The organism is Streptomyces monticola, from assembly GCF_042665355.1.
Classification (GTDB): Bacteria; Actinomycetota; Actinomycetes; order Streptomycetales; family Streptomycetaceae; genus Streptomyces; species Streptomyces monticola.
This window is the reverse complement of sequence record NZ_JBHTCF010000016.1, coordinates 1-19396: the sequence shown is the minus strand read 5'-3', so window position 1 is coordinate 19396 and position 19396 is coordinate 1. Positions and strand designations below refer to the sequence as shown.

The following is a 19396-nucleotide window of genomic DNA, read 5'->3' as shown; positions in this document are numbered from 1 at the left end:
CGGTCGCTGCAGGTAGCATGGACCGCACGGCGGACGAGCCGGCCGGGCGGCCGCGACGCGGATCCCAGGATCCGCGCCGAGGAACGTCCGGGCTCCACACGGCAGGGTGGTGGGTAACGCCCACCCGGGGTGACCCGCGGGACAGTGCCACAGAAAACAAACCGCCGGGACTCCGGTCCCGGTAAGGGTGAAACGGTGGTGTAAGAGACCACCAGCGCCTGAGGTGACTCAGGCGGCTAGGTAAACCCCACCCGGAGCAAGGTCAAGAGGGGCCGCTTTCCGAAAGGACCGGCGGCCCTGCGCGGATGTTCGAGGGCTGCCCGCCCGAGTCCGCGGGTAGACCGCACGAGGCCCGCAGCAATGCGGGCCCTAGATGGATGGCCGCCTCCCCGGCCGCCGCAAGGCGCCCGGGAGACAGAACCCGGCGTATAGGCGGGCTCGCTCCGTCGTCGTAAAGGGAAGGGCTCCTGACCAGGAGAAACACCAGGTCAGGGGCCCTTTTCGCGCCTTGGGAAGCCGTAGTCATGTGGTGACCGATGGTGACCGATCCGGGCTGATTCTGGGCACCCTGTGGCGATTGTGTGGCGGTGAGACGGCCCCCGGAGGGGCGTCACCTGGTCATGCACCCACCCTCTGATCGAGGCCCCCTAGACCCTGCTCAGAGGCCATGTCCGGCTGACTCACCACCACGGGTCTATGCGAGTACGTGACTAGAGGGGCGCCGCCCTTGAGGCAGGGGTAAGACGCTCCGTAGGTTGCTGACCACACGAGGCCGGAGGGGGCTTTCAGTGGACGAACTGCGCATGATCGCGGGCGGACCGTGCCGGAGCGATGACGACGACAAATGCGGGAATGGCGACTGCCCGACCGTGTACGAAATGCCAGACCCGACGATGTTGGCGATACAGGGCTACGACGTAGCCCACCAGACGCCCGAAGGGGAGTCCGTAGTGATGATCCCCGAAGAGGTCTTGAAGGAGGCTGCACGTGCCCGTGGATGGCTCTAACGCCCCCGTCCTCCTCGACGGCGACGAATGGCAGGCGTACTTCCGGAACTTCAAGCGGTCGGCATTCCGGCTGGAAGTCCACCAGACGTACACCATGCCCGCCGAGGCTGAGACCGTGCGCGCATTCCTCGCCGGGGAATCCATGCCCGACGGATTCAATGCCTCATGGCATGACCTGATTCGGGATCACGCCACAGCCGGACGCAGGATGACCCGAGCGAAGATCGTGCGACGGCCGCTCACGGACTACAGCCGCTATCTGTTTGAGTGGTGCATTCCCGGAAACGTTGCGGCCGGTGAGAACTACCAGATAGTTGACGTGACCGACCGGCCGAACCTTGGACTTCCGGAGCAAGACTTTTGGATGTTCGACGAATCGACGGTCGTGCACTTGAACTACCGTCCCGATGGGACGCAGATCAATCGTGAACTGATCCAAAATCCCGACATCGGCAAGTACGTTGCATGGCGGGACCTAGCACTTGAAAGCGCAGTGCCATTCGGTGCCTATCGAACCTGAGACACAGGCACAGGAGCGTAGGGATTTGGCGGGGGCTCTTAAGAGCCTCCGCCGCGCTTCTGGTTTGAGCGGTGAACGCCTCGCGCTTCGCTGCAACATGAGTCAGACAAAGATCAGTCGCATTGAGACCGGTCGGGCTCTTCCGACCGTGATTGATGTTGAACGCATCCTGAAGGCGTTGGATGTTCCTGGGGAAGTGGCCGACGAAATACTGAGGCTGGCTAGGCGGGCGAACGTCGATTACGCCTCTTGGCGGGCCTATGCCCGAGTAGGGCTCTATCACAAGCAAGCGGAGTTGAAGGCACTTGAGTCTTCCTCGCGGGTGATGCGGCACTTTCTACCGGCCATCCCTACAGGGTTGTTGCATGTCAAGGACTACGCGATAGCCACGCTGACGCCCACGGTGGAGGGCGATCCGGCGCGGGACGTGGCGCGGGCTGTGAACGCCCGTATGGAGCGTCAGAAGGTGCTGGACGACACCTCTCGGTCGTTCTCCTTCCTGATGACGGAACAGGCCGTTAGGTGGCGACGTGCGGCCCCGGAAGTGATGGCCGCGCAGTGCGCGCATATGGCGAAGGTGAATGGGAAGCCGAACGTTCAGCTAGGGATCATTCCGCAAACGGCGGAAGTCCCAGGTATCCCCATGAACATCTTTGTCGTCTACGACGACCGGCTAGTGACGGTCGAACTGTTCTCCGGGGAAGTCGTACTGCGCGACCCTCGGGATATCACTCAACACCTCAACCTGTTCGATCTCTTCTGGACGCATGCCCTGACCGGTGATGCCGCTACGGCCTTTCTCACAGAGACGGCCGAAGGGTTTATGCGTCAACGTAACTAGCGCTTCCATCGGTTCTGTTGGGCTCCGATGATGGATTCATGGCGAGCAACCAGGAACCCAAGGGATGGCGACTCGACCCGATTCCGAGCCGCACGGCATACCGGGACGACGACGGAAACGTACGAGTCCCGATGTGGATTACGCGGAACGGCAATCATGTTGCCGACACGGAAATGGTGCTGTTGCCGTCTGAGGTGGACCTGTTGCGCGACCAACTCGCGGACGCCATGGGCTCGAACCGCTCGCTGATTCAGGAACTGTTCCGGGGCCGGACTCTCTCGGCTTCCGGGCCGGGCGTGGTCCTGGTGTCCAAGGTGGCCTCTGAAAGGCCCTGAGCGGCTCTCTGACGGCCTCTCGCTCCCTCTCATGACTTCCGCCCTGCCGGGGCGGTAGACGGCCCTGCCCTGGGCCGTTTCAGACGATCAGGAAGGCACATCCCATGACCGACCTGTACGCGCTCAACATCGACGGCGCCTCCTTCTCGAAGGCGTGCGGCGGCAACACCCACCCTGACGGCGAGTCGTGCGTGACGCTCGCCAAGATCGGCTCGGACGCGTGGGCGCTGGGCGACTCGAAGCGGCCGAACGCTGAGCCGCTTCGGTACACGACGGCGGAGCTGGACGCGGCCGGTATCGACCCGTCGCGGTTCGGTCTGTCCGCCTGATCTACCCCCTGTCTCCGGCCGGTCTGGGTCCCCCTCCACTCGACCCGGGCCGGCCGGACTCCACTGCATCCAACTGCACAGGAAGACATGGTGAGTTGACTCATCATCACGGCTACCTCTGGACCGGCCCAAAGACCGAGTTCGACAAGGAAGGCCACAGGCGACCCCCACACCCCAACCCGCCACCACCACCCGTAGACGACAAGGACACGGACGGGATCAAGCTGAACCAGCGCTACCGCGAGGCAGTCGCCGAGTTCCGCACGGGCGACCTCCCGCCGATGGAAACGGCCCACTGGCTCATGAAGCCCCGGAACCTGATCCGGGGTACGTGGGGGGAGCCGAAGGAAGCGGCCGAATGGTTGGGCGAGCGGCTGGCGGAGTACGCGCCACGCTTCGCGGCCGAGACCGACCGGGACAGCACCCGCCTGGCCGTACTGGTCAACAACGCTGCCGAAACACTCGGTTGGGGTGGCGACGTGTCCCACGGCTTCTACCTCGAACGCCCTACATACCTGTCTATCGCCCTGGTGACGTGCGACCGGAACAGAGCGGCCCCGGAGTTGCCTTGCCCCCTATAGCCACCCCAGAAAACACGTAGGCCCCCACCAGTGGTGGGGGCCTTTTCCTATCGGAACCTCGCATGAGTACGAGACCAACTGTGTTCTCTCTTGAGCTGCCGCCGACGAGCGATTTGGTCAACGAACCGCTTGTTCCTCTTCGCCTTGTACTTCGGACCCAACCTGTTCGGATCACGCTTCCTGCTCCCTCGAACGGTAGGCGCAAAGTCCATCAATCGACTGCACCCCCTCCGCAATAGCCCACGAGTTGCGGCACATACGACGAGATCCGGTCAGGGGTATAGGGCGACCGACGCTGATAGACGTTGAACATTTCCTGCGTCACCGGCACACCGCACCCGAGACAATCCGGCTGCTCGCAGTAGACCCGAGAGGGGCAGCGCTCAAACTGGAAGTGAGTGCCGCACCCGTCCCCGGGAATCGGGACACGGTTGCCGTCCCCCTTCGGATGCTCCACAAGCTCATCCGTCACCGTGTCGTACTCGATACGGCCTGCCTCAACTTCCATAGCGAGGTGGGAGACATGGGCGGTTTCCGATAGCTGTAGCTCTGCCGTGCAGTAGCTTCGCCATCCTTCCAACGGCATTCGCCGCAGCCTCTTTGGGGCCCGCTTACGAGGGGCGCTCTTCGTGGTCGTCATACTCACGGCCCCTTCTTGATGATCTGAACAAACTTGGACAGTGCGGTATCGGTGGCACCCGCCACAGCAACACCACCCACACGGCAGCGAATCTTCGCGTCGATAATGTCGGCATTGGCAGAGAGGGCCCGCTCTGTAGCCACAACTTGGATTTCCTCTGCGAGCGTTGCCCGGCACCGTTCCGAGTCCAGGACCAGGGCCGTACCGGTAGGAACCATGCGAGACGATACGAGGGGCGGCAGGTGCTCTAGCTGATTTCCGGTCAGGGAGGCCACTAGGCCCGCCTTAACGGCCGGTGTGGTGACGATGTGAGTTGCGGTCCCGTCAGCTTCTTCAACTGCCGCAACAGCAGCACTCAGAGCCTTCAAATCGGGAACGGCATCTACCTTCGTGCCACGGTCCAACAGACCAACCATCGATTTAGCCCCGTCAGTTCCACCCGACAGGACAAGAGAGTCCAGCTTTAGCCCTAGACCTGCCCAGAACGCATGGTCGATGGCATCCAATAAGTGTTCCGCGTCCTCCAGGACTTCACTGGAGAACTGGACGTAGGCACCGGTCTTGATGGTGCCGAACTTGTGGTCACCAATCGGAACGGTCACGGGATTCCAGGGCTCGCCTTCCTTGACGATTTCCACAGGCACGGGACCAGCCCATGCAACTCGACCGGCAACAGGACCGGCACCGCCGGAACGCTGTGCGGGGACAACGGGAATTACGCGGCCGAAGATCCGGGCACCGTTTCCCCCGGCGTGAAGTAGCTCGCTCAAGAGGTCTGTAGCGGCCGGAAGGGTGAGGCTGTTTGCGCCTCTGGTTTCGAAGGCTTCACGGAGGCTGCGAACCTCCCCAGCCCTACCGGGCCGGCCAGGACCTGACGGGTCCTCAAGACCGTTGTTCTGCAACAGACTTCGCAGCGAAACAGTCGACTCCTCATAGGCCGGATACGTCACCGGCGACACGTCGAAAAGACGTACCTCCCGCAACTCCCGCCGATGCGGTTCCCCCGGCCGCTGCGGCGGATGCATCTTCGCGTCAGTCGCCTTAAAACCAAAGCTCGAATGACTGATGTCGCCACGGCGAATCGACGCCAACAGATCATCCGCGTAAGACGTATTCGGCAAATCCACGGTGTACCGCAATCCAATATCGTCCTCCTCAAGGCGGAGGGTCCCCGAGGCGGTACGGCCCAACACCTTGGAAGGGTCATGGTTAAACAGGGCCCTAACGTCGTGCCCCTCGTCCAGGGCGGACATCATGCGCCGCACCGGTACGCAGTACGGGATCGACAGCGTGCTCGTCCGGGTCGACCTATGGGAGTTCCGCGCGGCCGTGGATGCCGCCCGCCAGCAGCCGACCGACAGGGTGGAGAAATCCGCAGCCCTAGAACGCGTCGTCGCCCTCTACACAGGAGACTTCGCCGAAGACATCGACGCCGTGTGGACGGTGGCGCCCCGCGAGGCACTGCGGCGTGAGTACTTGGATGCGCTCAGCGCACTCGTCCGGCTCTCAAGCGGCGCCGACCCCCGCCACATGCTCGACCTCCTGGAACGCGCCCGAGAGCTGGACCGCCACAACGAGGCGATCTACCGGGATATCGCCCGCATACAAGCACAGTTGGGGCAACACGACGCCGTGATACGAACCTTCCAGCTCCTGGAGCGGGCGCTGGCGGAACTAGACACAAAGCCCGGACGCGAGACGGTGGCCCTGTTTGACGCACTACGGAGCCCGTCGGCCGGCCGCCGTTCCGCATCGGAAGACATGGGTTGATCGACACGTCTCTAGGATGGGCATCGGCGACGCCAGCCGAACCCGCGGTTTCTAGGAGGCCGAGTGGACAACGTTGAGATCGTGGATCTGTTCGCCGGGCCAAGTGGGTTGGATCTTGCTGCACGTGGCTTAGGTCTGCCGGTAGTCGGCATCGAATGGGACGCGAGCGCTTGTGCCACGCGCCGGGCCGCAGGGTTGGCCACAGTGGAGGGCGACGTACGGGACTTCGGCCCGGCCGACTTCCCTTCTGCCACCGTTCTCGCGGGCGGCCCTCCGACCCAGACGTACACCGTCGCTGGAAATAGGGCCGGGCGTCGCGCTCTCGATGAGGTGCGGCACCTCATGAGCCGCATGGTTGATCGTAAAGACATCACCGCGGACCTGTGCAAATTGGACGATGAGCGCGCCGGCTTGGTGCTGGAACCGCTGCGGTGGGCCCTAGCCGCCATGGATAGCCGTCGCCCCTACGAAGCGATCGTGCTGGAACAGGTGCCAGCCGTTTTGCCAGTCTGGGAGGCGATAGGGGAAGTCCTCTCTAAGGAGGGCTATTCGGTGGTGTCAGGAGTGTTGCGTGCAGAGGAGTTCGGCGTTCCGCAGACGCGCCGCCGTGCCGTATTGATCGCACGCCGTCAGGGGGAGGTGGAACTCCCGCAAGCGACGCACCGGCGGTATCGCCAAGGCATACCCCGCACCGAGGGCAACTCTGCGCTACTTCCGTGGGTGTCCATGGGCGATGTGTTGGACCGTCCCGAGCCATTCGTCGTGGTCTCCAATTACGGCACCGGTGGAGACCCCAGAGCCCGCGGCCGACGGACCTCTGCGGAGCCGGCGTTCACAGTCACCGGCAAGATCACCCGCTGTCGAGTTCAGACTGAGGATGGTGTCGACCGCTTCTCTGTCTCTGAGGCAGGTCGACTTCAAGGCTTCCCCGCTGACTATCCATGGGCGGGCAACGACCAATCCCAACAGGTCGGTAACGCTGTCCCGCTGCCCTTGGCCACCCGCATCCTCGCCGCCGCGGTCGGACCGCTGAACGTCACACCGTTGGCCGGCGGAGCCGCGCCGAGACGTGAAGGCATCCCCTCGCCGGACAAGCCCCAGTAGGAGCGTCCCCCCCCCCCCCCAAGCGGCGACAGCACCCTGCTGCTGTCGCCGCCGCCAGTTACACGTCAGACCTGCTGGAGCTGGCGGAACTCGTGGGTGGCGAGAGGAAAGCGGCTGGAGAGAATGTTTGAGCGGATCACACCTGTGAGGGCGTCTGCCAAAAACTGGGTGCACGTTACCGAATGGTGCTCCCACCGATCGCCACGAGCCTCGTTGACCATGACGGTCCATTCATCCGGATGCTGCCCGGGGCGAACTAGCCAGTAGAGGCATTCACCGTTGTCCGTGGTGGCCCAGGGAATGACCCTCGTCCCCTCATCCTCTAGCTCTGCGGGCTTCTTCTCGAACTCCCACAACCCATCCAGCGCCTCGGTCTGCTGGTCTTCCCACTCGATGAGGTCATAGTTGTCGTTGGGGCACCCGGGCTCTAGAACGTACAGGTAGTCATCCCAATTACTGCCCCCGTACGTCTGGATGAGTTCCTTGTAGTCCGAAGGGAGAGGGAATCCGAGCTCTCGCTCCGCAGCAGCCCAGTCCTTCTCGCGGGGCTGAGGAGGCTCGATGAGCTCACCGAGCCGAGCGACTGAGTTGTTCACTGGCTACTCCTTCTGTGTGCTGCGTATCGCGACATACCCGTGGGAAACGAAGGAGACGGAACTCCTAGGTTCCTCGTTTCTTGTTGGGTATGAATGCTTCATTGCCGGATCCGTCTATTCCTGTGCTCTTGTGCTGCGTGAACTGGAACCCGTTTGCGCCGTGGGCTTCAATCTTGACGCCTGTCGGGATCGGGTCACTGCCGTTATAGACAGGTGTAACGCTGTATTGAATGGTCTCTCCTGCTTCGACCGCTGCACGCACTTGGTTCTCGATATGCCGCATGACGGGGGAATTGGCGTATGCGTGCATCGTGACGAAGTTGGCAGGGTCATAGTTCGATCCGCCGAGCTGTGCACCGAGCAGGTGTGCGCGATTGTAGCCCTTGTCCTTTTCCCAGCCAGGGGGGTCCCCGTGGGGGTCGGTGGGGTTGGCGCCCATCATGTCCGGTCCAAGGGTGGCGTGCATGGCTGTGGGGCGGCCGTGTTCGTCCGGCTCCCCGTACCGCACACGCCCGTCCCACGTCGGGTCGTCGGGCTCGGTCTTCCTGCACGGCGAGAGCCCCAGTGGGTCTGTCCAGGCCAAGGGGTTCGGCACGTAGGCGGCAGGGTTGGGTGCCGGGGCGAGGCCGAGCGGGTCGAGTGTGAGATAGCGCGCGGCTTCCGGGTCGTAGTGCCGGAAATAGTTGTAGTGGAGCCTCGTCTCCGGGTCGAAGTATTGCCCAGGAAACCGCAGAGGTGTGTAGGCGTCGGCTGATGGGGCCCAGCCGGTGGTTCCCCAGAGCGTGGAGCGGGCCTGCCAGGCGATGTGGCCGTGTTCGTCAACCAGTTCGGTGGGGGTTCCGACAAGGTCGGTGACGATGGCGAAGAACCGCTGATCGATGATCTCTTGCGGTGCGGAGGCAAGGGCTTTGCTCTCAGTCTGGGAAATCGGCGTCTGTCCGTCGTGGTCCCAGGTGAGGGTCAAAGTTTCTGGCGACCCTTGTATATAGGCCGTCTGTTCCGCGAGCGTATTGCCGTCCCAGGTGAACCTGGTCTCTTGCAGAACCGTTTCCTCGTCGGCTCCTAGCTGCTGCTTGGCGATGCGTCGCCCCATTGGGTCGTATACATAACGCCATCGTGTGCCATCAGGGGTAACAACTGATGTGAGGCGGTCCTCTGCATCCCAGAAGTAGCGCCACGTATCTGGCTTGCGTGACAGGCGGGTCTTTTGTCGTAGCGTGACGCGTCCTGCGGCGTCGTACTCATAACGAATGTTTCCGGCTTGCGTGATACGCGTGCCTGAGTAGCGGCGCTCCCCCCGGGCGCCGGCGTTGAGGTGGTGGTCCGGCCACGACGCGTGCGTCTGGTTGCCTGCCGAGTCGTACGCGTACGACTCGTTCCAGGTCTCTCCGCGGACGTTGGTCACGCGCCCGGCTACGTCGACCTCGAGGTGCTTTCGTTCTCCCGCGTCGTCAGCGATGCCGATGACGTGTCCATCGGGCCGGTAGGTGTATTCGCGACGTTTGACGTTGCGGCCCGTTCCGGTGTCTACCTGTTGGGTCGTGAGGCGTCCGAGTTGGTCGAATGAGTTCGAGAACGTGAGGTGGTCACCTATGTGCCGTGCGAGCTCTCTGCCGGCTTCGTCGTGGGTGAACGTGAACGTTCGGCCGGAAGAGATGAGTTCCGTCCTGTTCCCTACGGAGTCGTAGGTGTACGTACTCACGGCGCCACTCGGAGTAGTACGGCTTGTACGTCGCCCCGCGGTGTCGTACGCGTAGGTCATGGTGCGGTCGTTGACCGTTTCCGATATGAGGCGACCTGCTTCGTCGCGCTGCAGCACCACGGCGACTTCGGGCCCCGCTGCAACGGCGAGACGGCCGAAGTTGTCGTAGGCGTACGTCGTGACAGCACCGTCAACGTCCTTGCGGACAGTGCGGCCGAAGACGTCGCGCTCGAAATGCAAGGTGGCACCAGCGGCGGTGGTGCGAGATGACAGCTGGCCGGCCGCATCGTGTGTGTAGGTCAGGGTATGACCGTCGAAATCTGTCTCGGAACGGAGGCGGCCAGCCGGGTCGTACTCGTAATTCCAGGTCAGTCCCTGCGGGTTGGTGACCTTGCGCAGACGCAGCTCAGCGTCATGTTCGAACTCGTAACGGACCCCGTCAGGTCCCGTGCGAGCTGACATCAGGTCGAAGTGGGTGTACTCGATGGACGAGACAGTCCCCATGGCGTCGGTGTGACTGGTGCAATTGCCCTCGCCGTCGTAGGTCCAGGATTCGACGGTGCCGTCAGAACCGGTACGTCTGGCCAGGTGTCCCTCGGGCGTCCACTCCAGATGCGTAGCTGCACCCGTAGGTCCGGTCACCACGACAGGCCGGCCGAACGCGTCCCGTTCGTAGAGGGTCGAGGCTCCGAGCGGGTCCGTGATCACCACGGGGAGGCCCGCAGGGTCGCACCTCACGGTGACTGTCTCGCCCAGACTGTTCGTCAGAGCAGCGAGGTGCCCTCGATCGTCGTAGGCGTAACGCGCTCCGATTCCCGCCGGGTTGGTGGCGGCTGTGCGGTTCCCCCGTGCGTCGTAGCTGTAGCGGAGGCGTGCGCCACCTGCCTCACGAATCGCCAGCGGCTGGTTGAAATCGTTGTAGGTAATCGTGGTGCGCGAACCGTCAGGGTGCTGGGCAGTCGTCAGGTTGCCGCGGTCGTCCCATGCGTACGCCGTGGTACGTCCCAGGGGATCTGTGCGGGAGAGGAGGTTGTCGCGGTCGTCGTAGGACTGGACCGTGGTGTTGCCGAGCGGGTCCGTTTCCACGACGATCTTGCTTCGGGCGTTGAGCTGGAAGACCGTCGTGGCTCCGAGCGCGTCGGTCCAGCGGGTGGTGCGGCTGTCTGTGTCGTAGACAAAGGTGCCGGACAGATAGCCTTCTGGGCCGATCGTTTGGACCACGCGGCCAGCGGAATCGTGGACGTAGCGGTACGTGGACTCATTACGGTCAGTCCAAGCAGTGATGCGCCCCTCTGCGTCGTATTCGAACCGAAGAGGCAGACCGGACGAGTTGGTGACCTCGCCCAGGTCACCGGTGCCGGGAACGTAGCCGTAGGTCATGACCTGCTGCGATGCGCCGAGGTCTTCCCCGACGCGAAGAGCCAGCTGGGTGACGCGCCCAAGCTCGCGGTCACCGGTGATCTTCACGTCATATCCGCCGCTGTGTGTGACGGACAGCGGCATACCGGTAGCAGCACGGTGGAAGTCGATCTGATTGCCGTTCCGGTCTTCGATCGCCATGAGCCAGAGCTGCCAGCCCTCTGTCCCCGGGCGAGCGAAGTAGCGGGTCAGTCCAGTTCGGTGATCAGTCGTTGCGAACTCCTGCTCCTGCGAACCGAATTCACTGACACGGCGCAGAGGGATCCGCGGCCCTTCCAGCGGCAGGACTTCCGGCTGTTGCGGGGTGGGCAGGCGGTCATAGACCAGCAGAGTGCCGTCTTCCCGGGCCCACACAGCCTTGTTGCGTATATCGACCTCGATGCGCTCATCCAGCGTCGACGCCCAGGAACGACCGAACCATGTGCCGAACGTGTAGTCCGACAGGTGGGTTCGCCGCAGTACCAAGGGCAGCGCCCCTGGCAGGTCCAAGTCCGTCTGTTCCAGCAGCATCTGGCCACTGGCGACATCGATCGGGTCTTCCTTGCACTCACGATCCTTGGGCTCAACGCCGTGATGACGGGGATCATTGAGGCCCTTATTGAGCAGGTCCGGCTTACGTCCAGCCGCGCCGCCTCCGCCACCGGGGCCCTTGCCTGGCGCACCGGGTTCCTTGCCGTCCCGGTCACCCATGATCTTGCGCAGGGCGTCCTCGTTGGCCTTCTCATTGGTCTTGTGCCGGTCGGAGGTGTCCCGCACGTTCTTCGGGACGGTCTCCCCGGTGTACTTGACGACCCTTTCGACCGCCTTCTTCATGCCCTTGGTGGCACCGTCGACCAGACCGTCGATGGGGGCGGTGAAGGCGTCCTTGCCGCGGGTACGGCCGCCGGCCCCATGAGCGCGATCCAACGAGCTGTTCAGCTTGGTCAGCGAAGTCTCACTGATGCGGCCCAGATCGCCCGCGGCCTTCTCGTATTCGACATGGTCGATGCGCATCTTGCCCGTACCGCCACCGCCACCGCCACCGCCGCCGGGGCCGTTGGCAGAGTTCAGGTTCATACCGGAGGCGCCCTCGCCGCCTCCGCTACCGCCTGCCGGGCTGATCGCGTCCTGGGCCAGGTCCAAGATCGCGTCCGCGACCATGTCCTCCAGCTTGGCGGCAACCGGCTCGGTCACCCGCGCCATGACCTCCTCGACGATCTGGTCGGCGGCCTCCTTGATGATGCGGCGCACCACTTCCCGCATCGCCGTGATCTGAGCCGCGCCCAGAAGAGCTGAGAGGCCGCCGGTGACGAAGGCCAAGCCGATTGAGATGCCCGCGGAGGCGGCCATGGCGCCGAGTTCGATCTCGGCCTTGACCTTCATTCCGTAGATGAGATCTGCGACGACATCCATCGCGTCCGCGAACAGACGGGCCACTTCGGGCAGTTGCTCCAGATGGGAGCCCTTCACCTTGCCCCAGTGCTCCTGCAGCGCGTCCACCGCCCAGCCCTCGCTGGACGACAACAGGCGGCTCACCGCCCCGTGCGCCTCGCCCGCGTGGTCCTCGAAGGAGTCCGCGAGCTCACGCATCGCGTCCGCCATCTCGCGGTAGTCGTCCTCGTCGACGTTCGGCCAGTTGATCCCGATGAAGTCGAGGATCTCGTCCAGCCAACCGGGCAGCACGTAGCCCATCCCCGTACACCCTCCCCCGGGAGGCGAGCCCCTGACATCGCCTCATTGATCATCCTGTGTTTGAGGCAGACCGTAACTGATGGGACTGACAACGTTCTAAGGGGTTCGAACGGCTGTAAGTTCATCTGGCTTGAACACGTCACTGCTTGCCTTTGGGTGACCCGAGTGCGTCTCCAACTGCGAAGGGCGTCGTGCCGCACTGTGTCGGCGTCGACTCCGACGCCAGGTCTCGCGGTCTCTCTGAGAGCGGTGTTGTCGAACAGGTGAGACCTGGACCTGAAACCGAGACCGGTGCCCGCAACCATGAAATCTGGACCTGGAGCCCGTCTCTTAGCGTCGACCCAGCAGACTCGGGCGTGCTCTCGGACTTTCGGGCTCGCCGGTCCATGAGCGGCTGGCGCAGATAGCGGCCAGGATGCGTGCGGGAACTTCGACGCCCCATGCACCGTGGATGATGTGGGCGACTGGTCGTCCCTGACACCGCCACCGTGATCTTCAAACACGCGAAGCGGCCCTTGACAGCGGGGCACGGGGTGGCGGGTCAGCGTTAGGTCTTTCGTTCGTGCCGGTGCCGTACTTCGTGGGACCGGGGTCGCAGAGGCCGGGTTGCTTGGTCCGAGGTGGATGGTGCGCGCATCTGTCGCGTCTGGTTGTCAGGCGGGCGTACAGCACCCCGAGCTGACGCGGGGATCGGAGTGCCGAACTCTCGTTTCCCTGAGCCTCGTTTGCGGGAATGGGTCGCGATGAGGGTGAGGACCGCGACGGTGAGCGCCAGGGAGATGGGCCACACCCAGGCAGGCACAGGATCTGATGCCGTCGGAGCCGTCTCATCCCGCGGCGTGTCCACCGTACTGCCGTCGTGCCGGGGTGGATCGTCGCCCCGGGTGGGCGGAGCACTGGCATCGGATGGTGTTCGGGTGTCCGGAGCGGTCGGCCGCGGAGTTGCTGGGGTGGCGATGCCCTCGCCGGTGGTGAACCGGATTTCGATGGGCAGAGCAGTGCCACGGGCGGCCGCATCCTTGCCCAGCGCCACCTGGACGTAGTAGCTGCCGTGGAGTTCTAGTGGCTCGTCGCGGCGGTCGGCCGGATCGCCGACGGAGCAGTCCGTGCGTACGACGCCTCCTGTGCGGCCCACCCCTTGTAGGGAGGAGAGCAGGGCAGTCGGATGGTCGTTGCCGCAGTGCAGATCATGGCGGGCCGGGTTGTAGACGGCGATGCCGAAGCTCTCCAGGCTGCGGCCCTTGCTGAAGTCCACAGGCAGGGTCGCGCGGGCCTCGACACGCAGCTTCCGACCGGGTGCGACGGAGATGCGCCACAACAGCACGTCGCCAACGACGAGTTCGCGTCGCACGGTGGTGTTGTCGGTAATGGCGGTGGCGGTATTGAAGGAGTGCCCCACGTCGTCGGGATCGGCGGCGGAGGCGGTGGATATCAGCGTGATGCCGGGCAGCAGCAACGGAGCCAGGACGGCCAGGACGGCCAGGACGGCCAGGACAGCTGATCGGGCGGGGATCGCGATGGAGGTGCTGCGCGTGAGCCTCATAAGCGCCTTCTCATGCGGCGGTTCAGGAACAGGCGGGCGAGAACGCCCAAGAACAGGCCGCCGGCCACGGCCCAAAGCCACACCCCGAACGACACGCTGATGGTCGCGTCGGATTCGGCGGAACGCGGGTGCGGCGACTTCGACGGCGCATTTTCGGTTGCTGAAGTGGTCGGTGGGGGCGTCGGTAGGCCGTCGTCGATACGGGTGCGGCCGACCAAGGCCACAGCGAGCTCCATGGGTTCGGTCTCCTTCACCGAGTTGATGCGGCCGGTCACTTTGACGCACGCGTGCCCTTGTCGCGCACCGTGAGGCAGGCTGCCCGCGGCCAGTGGATCCGACTGCAGGCCCGTGGAGATGAGATGCGACCAGTCCTGGGTGACGGAGACCTCGTGCTCCCAGATGCTGGTGCGGCGCTCCGGCTTGTATGCCGTGACCCGCAGCACTGCCGGCGTCTCGTACTCGGACTGCACCGATACGGAGGCGGAGAACCGCAGAGCCTGACCGGGACGCAGAGCCACCTTGTACCAGCGCTCCTCGCGGAAGCTGATGCGGTCGGTGTACTGGCCGGGCGGCAGCAGCGGCGCCTGCGCGCAACTCGCCGCCCCCTTTGTTTCGATGCCAGTCAGGGCGTACGGCGCCCAGGAACGCTGAAACGCATCCTGCAGCTCACGCGCGAGGTCCTCGGCATCGTCCACCGCCCCATAACGTCCGCCACCGGCGCGGGCGATGCAGCGCAGCTGCTCCTCGGCTGTGGAGTCGACCTGGAAGCCGAGCGTGTCGATGGCCAAGTCGGTACCGGAGCCAGCGAGTTCGCGGGCTACCTGGCATGGATCGGGCGGGGCGCAGGTGTCCTCCCCGTCGGACACCAGGATGAAACGATGGCAGGCGCGGTGGCGGGACAAGGACGGCCGACAGCAGTCCAAGAGTTTCCCGGAGAACATGAAGAGGGCGGCCGCCGCCTATCAGCGTGGTCAACGTGCCGCCGTCGATGAGGGCCGGGACCCCCTTCCGCACCGCGGCCGCAGGGATCCCGCCGGTGGGCCGACGATTGCCGTGTACGTGGAGACGTTCCTGGGGCGGCACGAAGCGAGGCAGGGCACGGTGGAGGCGTACGGATACCGGCTCCGTGGACATGTGGTGCCAGTCCTCGGCAACCGTCGGATCACCGAACTCCGGCGGCCCGAGTACAAGCGGTTCTTCGCTGACCTCAAGGCGATGGGGATGGCGGACCCCCACCGGTCGCAGGTGAAGAAGGCGCTGTCCGCCATGTTGTCGGCCGCGCTGGACGATCCGGACTTCGGACATCTGATGCCGGGCAATCAAGTCGTCGGCATCAAGCTCCCGCAGGGACGCAGGAAGAAGGCCCGGCTGGCCTGGGAGCAGGTTGTCGCCCTGGCTGAGGAGATCACCCCAACCTTCGAGATGCTGATTTGGTACGGGGCGCTCCAAGGACTGCGCAGCATGGAGGCCGCCGGGGTGCGCACCAGCGACATGAAGTGCCGGTTGAAGAAGCTGGAGGTGGAGGAGCAGCGTCGGGGCGGCAAGTCCGCACCGCTGAAGACCGAGCACAGTTACGCCGTCATCCCCATGGGCTCCTTCCTGGTGGCCAAGTACGTGTCGCACATGAAGCGGCGGACGACACCGCCGTCCACCGACGTCCTGCGCCACCGTGACAAGCGGGGATGGAGCCCACGCCCCGAGGAGTACGACGACCTCGTGACCGTGGGCCGTTTCGGGACGCCCGTGCGTGAGGACGCGCTCTGCCGGGCGTTCAACCTGGCGAAGGACGCCGCCTGCGCCAAAGGGATCATGATCCCGAAGGAGGCCACCTTCCGGGACCTGCGCGACTTCATGGACGCGGTCCTGATCGCGTCTGGCGTACCGCCGCGCAACGTCCAGGCGCGCATGCGGCACGGCACCCTCGCCGAGACCCTGGACACCTACGGCTTCGCGCTGGAAGTCGACTGGGAGAACGCCCCGGCCTCCTTCGAGGAGCTGTACGGCATCCCGGCCCCGCCTGGGCTGCCGGAGGCCGCCTTGGTGCCCCACGCCGAGCGGACCCGGCGACGCGGTGTCGCATCAACGCCAGAAGTGCCGCACGGGGCGGAGCGGGTTGCGGGTGCCACGGCACACGTGGGACCTCGCGGAATGGCGGCCTCGACATGGCTGCCGTTCGCCCGTGTGCCGCTGTTGCGGTGACCCCTGCTTCGCCGGATGTGCCACCGATGTGCAACGCTCCACTGCGCGCAGCGGGACCACGCAGGTCAGGGGACTTCTCTTCGCGTTCCCCGACGTTGCCCGGCGTACAGGCCGACTCGTCCGCCCCCCCAGCCCCAGCCCTCCGCCTTCCGGCCAGGGCCTCCGGGTTCCGGCCTCGCTACTGGCGCCTCACAGAATCCGCTGCCCGCTCTCCAGCCTGCTGATGGCCGTGCGGCAGGCGGTGGTGAAGGACCAGAACGCGGGGGTGGTGCTTGTGGGGCGGCCGACGCGGGTGTTGGTGGTGAACATGCTGTTGCGCAGTTCCGTGGTCAGCTCCAGCTGGCCGCCTTCGCCGAGCATGGTGCGGTTGCAGGGATTGTTCTCGTGGTCGCCGTTGAGGTCGGGAAGGGTCGCGCCGTCGATGGTCCGGAAGCCCGCCCTCGTCAGCTCCTCCGTGAGGTAGCGCCTGAAGGCGGCGTTGCGGCCACCGATGACGACGGCTTCAGGGGCGGTTGCCGGCGCGCCCGCCTGTGCGGCCGTACAGCCGTGCAGGCTCAGGACGTTGAGGCTGGAGAAGGCCATCGACAGGGCCACGTGGTCGTCGCAGTTCTTGGCGGTGACGTGGAGTTCGCGGTTGCCCGACGAGCGCAGGCCCTCGAACATCCAGTAGTCGTGGACCGGCCCCTCCGCCGGCGTCACCTCGAAGGTCGCGGGGTGGTAGCCGGCCATCGCCAGACAGAGCTCCGACGTGCCGGTCTCGATCCCTCCGCCGTGCATCGCCATGATGGTCGTGCGGTGGTACGGGTACGTCTGGGACAGGCTCGCGTCGGCCATCTCATGGCGTCTGTAGCGGCGGGCGAACTCGGTGCCCTCCTGGCCCGCGAGCTTGGTGTAGAGCTCGGTGTTGGAGGCGTAGAGGTCACCGATCGCCGAGGCGTGGGCGGGTGATGCGGCAAGCGCTGACAGGAGCGGGGCCGTCGTGCCCGCCGTGGCGAGTGCGGTGAGGATGGTGCGGCGGCGGGCGCCCGTCGTGGTGCGCGGTTCCGGCTCGGAGTGCGGCATGGCTGTCGTCCTTACTCGTGGCCGCCGCAGCGGCAGCGTAAAGCACGAGCACGGACCCCCGCCAAAACGCGGGGTTCCGTGCTCGTGCGCGGTCAACTCCTACTTGCTGGTGATGATTTCGACCAGAGTATGTTCACGGCCCGCGGGATCGGCGTTCTCGCCGACGCCCTTCCAGGAGTTCTTCGGGATGTCGAAGGACTTCCGCTCGTCGCCGACCGTCATGTTGAGCTTGGTGTTGTAGTCGTTGCTCTGCACGCCGCCGACCGAGGGGACTTCCAGGGAGAGGTAGCCGTCGTTGCCGGTGACCTTGAAGCAGAAGTCGGCACGGTCGCGGGCGACGAACTTCAGAAGCTTCGGCTCGCTGTCGCACTCGGCCAGGACGATTTTCCCGTTGCCGCGCTTCAGCTTGAGGTTCTTCTCCTTGAGGATCTTCTCCGCGCCCGGATACGAGAAGTCCTCTACTGCGCTGGGGAGTTGCCCCTCCGCATTCGCGGCCGGAGTCGAACGGGACACGGCGGTGTCGTCCGCACCGGCCGTGCCCGCGAGGAGCAGGGCGCTGCCGGCCAGGGCTGCGCCTGCCAGGCCGGTGGCCAGGAGGCGTGAAGGTATGCGCATCGATGAATCGCGTTTCAGTTGTTGAGGACAGGAAGGGGCGAATCACCCCCGACGAAGTAACTATCACTTAAGCCAACAAAGCATCAAACCGATCCTTATCGTTATCCAAGCGTCATCTAGTGGGGCGTCGGCTTACCAATACGCCTATATCGACCCCTCCGCCTGTCGCCAACTCCCGTTCGTGCGAGGCTTTTTGAGCGTCATGTCCGAATGGCGGCTCATGGGTGGATGGGTCATCAGGCAGGTGCTTACGCCATCATTACCTGTGCTTTGTCTGTGTGATCATGCTTCCCGGACGCGTGGCCACGCCTCTCGACTTCAGTGAGAGAACCGACTTGGGGAAGCACCTGACATGAAACCGTCCAGCATGTCGCGCCGAGCGCGGCATACACGCGGTCGATACATACGCGACGGACACAAGGGCGGCGGCCGCTTCACCGCCCTGACCGCATTGACCACGGCAGCAGTGATCTTCGGTACGACCGCCGCACAAGCGCTGCCAACTCAGCCGGGGGAAACGGCGGTTACGGACAGCGCGCGGGCCCGGGCAGTGGAGGCCTGGAAGGTCGGCGGTGTCGCGACCAAGCGCGAGGCGGGCAGGGCACTGACCGGCTCGCCCGCCGATATGAGCAAGTTCATCGGGGAGTCCCTGCACCGGGCCCAGGTCGAGGACGCGCGGTACGCCGTGCTCAAGACAATGGCGGACGCGGGCAAGGGTGTTGCCGGTGCGGCCGACAAGGCCCTGTCCGGCTCCGACGAGGACGTACTCGCCTTCGTCAGGGACGGGTTCGAGAAGCCGCTGCAGGACGACCGCCGTTTCGCGGTCCTGCGCGCCATGAACTCCGGTGGCAAGGCCGTCGACCGGGAGGGGCAGCGAGCCCTCGACGACGGCACGCCCGAAGTCCTGGACAAGTTCCTTCAGGAGGGCCTGAAGAAGGCCACCGACGAGGACAACCGGTACGAAGTCCTCCGCGTCATGAACTCCGGCGGACCCGCCGTGAAGCAGGCCGCCGAACGCGCCCTCAACGGTGACGCCGGTGACCTGGCCGAGTTCCTGGACCGCGGCCTCGACCTGGCCCAGGCCCGTGACCAGGAGACGATGACGGTCACGCAGCTGGCCCAAGTCGCCACCGACGCGGGCAAGAAGGCCAAGGCCGAGACCGACGCCGCGCAAGAGGCGGCCACCGTCGCCGACAAGGCCGCGGCACGGGCCAAGCAGGCCGCCGAGGAAGCGGCCCGCCAGACTGCGGAGGCCAAGAACGACGCGGACAAGGCCGGCCGCTCCGCCACGAAGGCCGCGCAGGCGGCCGAGGGCGCCGCCGCAGCCGCCCGTACCGCCATCCGCGCCTCCAACAACGCGGTGTCCGCGGCCCGTACGGCCGCTCGCGCCGCCTCCAACGCGGCGGCGGTGGCCGCCGCCGCGGGTCAGGCCGCGGCCCGCGCCTACCGCACGGCGCTCACC

The 19396-nt window shown here is 65.1% G+C and carries 16 protein-coding genes, 1 other RNA gene and 1 pseudogene; 10 read left to right on the top strand and 8 right to left on the bottom strand.

Annotation, left to right across the window (positions count from 1 at the left end; translation table 11 throughout):
- Nucleotides 1-34 precede the first annotated feature (34 nt).
- The 6 genes from rnpB (at nt 35) to ACFQVC_RS30165 (ending at nt 3613) form a co-directional block, all read left to right on the top strand.
- An RNA gene (rnpB, locus tag ACFQVC_RS30190) (RNase P RNA component class A) lies at nt 35-445 on the top strand.
- Nucleotides 446-987: 542 nt separating this feature from the next.
- Nucleotides 988-1527 carry a DUF6879 family protein gene (locus ACFQVC_RS30185; RefSeq protein ID WP_381836499.1) on the top strand — a complete coding sequence of 180 codons (540 nt, stop codon included), beginning with the start codon at nt 988-990 and terminating at the stop codon, nt 1525-1527.
- On the top strand, nt 1511-2368 hold the full coding sequence (locus tag ACFQVC_RS30180; RefSeq protein WP_381836827.1) for a helix-turn-helix domain-containing protein: 858 nt from the start codon (nt 1511-1513) through the stop codon (nt 2366-2368). The genes ACFQVC_RS30185 and ACFQVC_RS30180 overlap by 17 nt, the downstream gene beginning before the upstream one ends.
- Before the next feature lie 38 nt (nt 2369-2406).
- A complete protein-coding gene (locus ACFQVC_RS30175) occupies nt 2407-2703 on the top strand; it encodes a hypothetical protein (protein ID WP_381836497.1) in 297 nt (98 codons plus the stop codon).
- A gap of 104 nt (nt 2704-2807) precedes the next feature.
- Nucleotides 2808-3032: a DUF397 domain-containing protein gene (locus ACFQVC_RS30170; RefSeq protein ID WP_381836495.1), complete on the top strand. Its 225-nt coding sequence runs from the start codon at nt 2808-2810 to the stop codon at nt 3030-3032.
- Between the two features lie 95 nt (nt 3033-3127).
- On the top strand, nt 3128-3613 hold the full coding sequence (locus tag ACFQVC_RS30165; RefSeq protein WP_381836493.1) for a hypothetical protein: 486 nt from the start codon (nt 3128-3130) through the stop codon (nt 3611-3613).
- 642 nt (nt 3614-4255) lie between these two features.
- On the opposite strand, the gene ACFQVC_RS30160 is transcribed toward ACFQVC_RS30165, so the two are convergent.
- Nucleotides 4256-5506 (bottom strand): HK97 family phage prohead protease, encoded by a 1251-nt coding sequence (locus ACFQVC_RS30160; protein WP_381836825.1) that lies wholly within the window; start codon nt 5504-5506, stop codon nt 4256-4258.
- Nucleotide 5507: 1 nt separating this feature from the next.
- Between ACFQVC_RS30160 and ACFQVC_RS30155 the strand changes: the two genes are divergently transcribed.
- Both ACFQVC_RS30155 and ACFQVC_RS30150 read left to right on the top strand, forming a co-directional pair.
- Complete coding sequence (locus ACFQVC_RS30155) at nt 5508-6023, top strand: AfsR/SARP family transcriptional regulator (RefSeq protein WP_381836491.1); 516 nt, start codon at nt 5508-5510, stop codon at nt 6021-6023.
- 63 nt (nt 6024-6086) lie between these two features.
- Nucleotides 6087-7127, top strand: coding sequence for a DNA cytosine methyltransferase (locus ACFQVC_RS30150; RefSeq protein WP_381836489.1), 1041 nt, complete (start codon nt 6087-6089; stop codon nt 7125-7127).
- Nucleotides 7128-7192: 65 nt separating this feature from the next.
- On the opposite strand, the gene ACFQVC_RS30145 is transcribed toward ACFQVC_RS30150, so the two are convergent.
- The 5 genes and pseudogenes from ACFQVC_RS30145 to ACFQVC_RS30125 all read right to left on the bottom strand — a co-directional run bounded on the left by ACFQVC_RS30145 (nt 7193) and on the right by ACFQVC_RS30125 (nt 14846).
- Nucleotides 7193-7723, bottom strand: a complete 531-nt coding sequence (locus tag ACFQVC_RS30145; RefSeq protein ID WP_381836488.1) for an SMI1/KNR4 family protein — start codon at nt 7721-7723, stop codon at nt 7193-7195.
- A 64-nt stretch (nt 7724-7787) separates the two neighbouring features.
- Nucleotides 7788-12515, bottom strand: coding sequence for a DNA/RNA non-specific endonuclease (locus ACFQVC_RS30140; protein WP_381836486.1), 4728 nt, complete (start codon nt 12513-12515; stop codon nt 7788-7790).
- Between the two features lie 332 nt (nt 12516-12847).
- Nucleotides 12848-12980 (bottom strand): annotated as a pseudogene (locus ACFQVC_RS30135) (NUDIX domain-containing protein); the annotation flags it as partial.
- Between the two features lie 82 nt (nt 12981-13062).
- On the bottom strand, nt 13063-14058 hold the full coding sequence (locus ACFQVC_RS30130) for a hypothetical protein (RefSeq protein ID WP_381836484.1): 996 nt from the start codon (nt 14056-14058) through the stop codon (nt 13063-13065).
- A complete protein-coding gene (locus ACFQVC_RS30125; protein WP_381836482.1) occupies nt 14055-14846 on the bottom strand; it encodes a hypothetical protein in 792 nt (263 codons plus the stop codon). The genes ACFQVC_RS30130 and ACFQVC_RS30125 overlap by 4 nt, the downstream gene beginning before the upstream one ends.
- Nucleotides 14847-14928: 82 nt before the next feature.
- On the opposite strand from ACFQVC_RS30125, the gene ACFQVC_RS30120 reads away from it, so the two are divergent.
- Complete coding sequence (locus ACFQVC_RS30120; RefSeq protein ID WP_381836480.1) at nt 14929-16257, top strand: hypothetical protein; 1329 nt, start codon at nt 14929-14931, stop codon at nt 16255-16257.
- Nucleotides 16258-16446: 189 nt separating this feature from the next.
- On the opposite strand, the gene ACFQVC_RS30115 is transcribed toward ACFQVC_RS30120, so the two are convergent.
- Together ACFQVC_RS30115 and ACFQVC_RS30110 are read right to left on the bottom strand one after the other, a co-directional pair.
- Nucleotides 16447-17319, bottom strand: coding sequence for a poly-gamma-glutamate hydrolase family protein (locus tag ACFQVC_RS30115; protein WP_381836478.1), 873 nt, complete (start codon nt 17317-17319; stop codon nt 16447-16449).
- A gap of 99 nt (nt 17320-17418) precedes the next feature.
- On the bottom strand, nt 17419-17934 hold the full coding sequence (locus ACFQVC_RS30110; RefSeq protein WP_381836476.1) for a hypothetical protein: 516 nt from the start codon (nt 17932-17934) through the stop codon (nt 17419-17421).
- A 451-nt stretch (nt 17935-18385) separates the two neighbouring features.
- On the opposite strand from ACFQVC_RS30110, the gene ACFQVC_RS30105 reads away from it, so the two are divergent.
- A partial coding sequence (locus tag ACFQVC_RS30105; RefSeq protein ID WP_381836474.1) for an ALF repeat-containing protein occupies nt 18386-19396 on the top strand: 1011 nt, incomplete at its 3' end.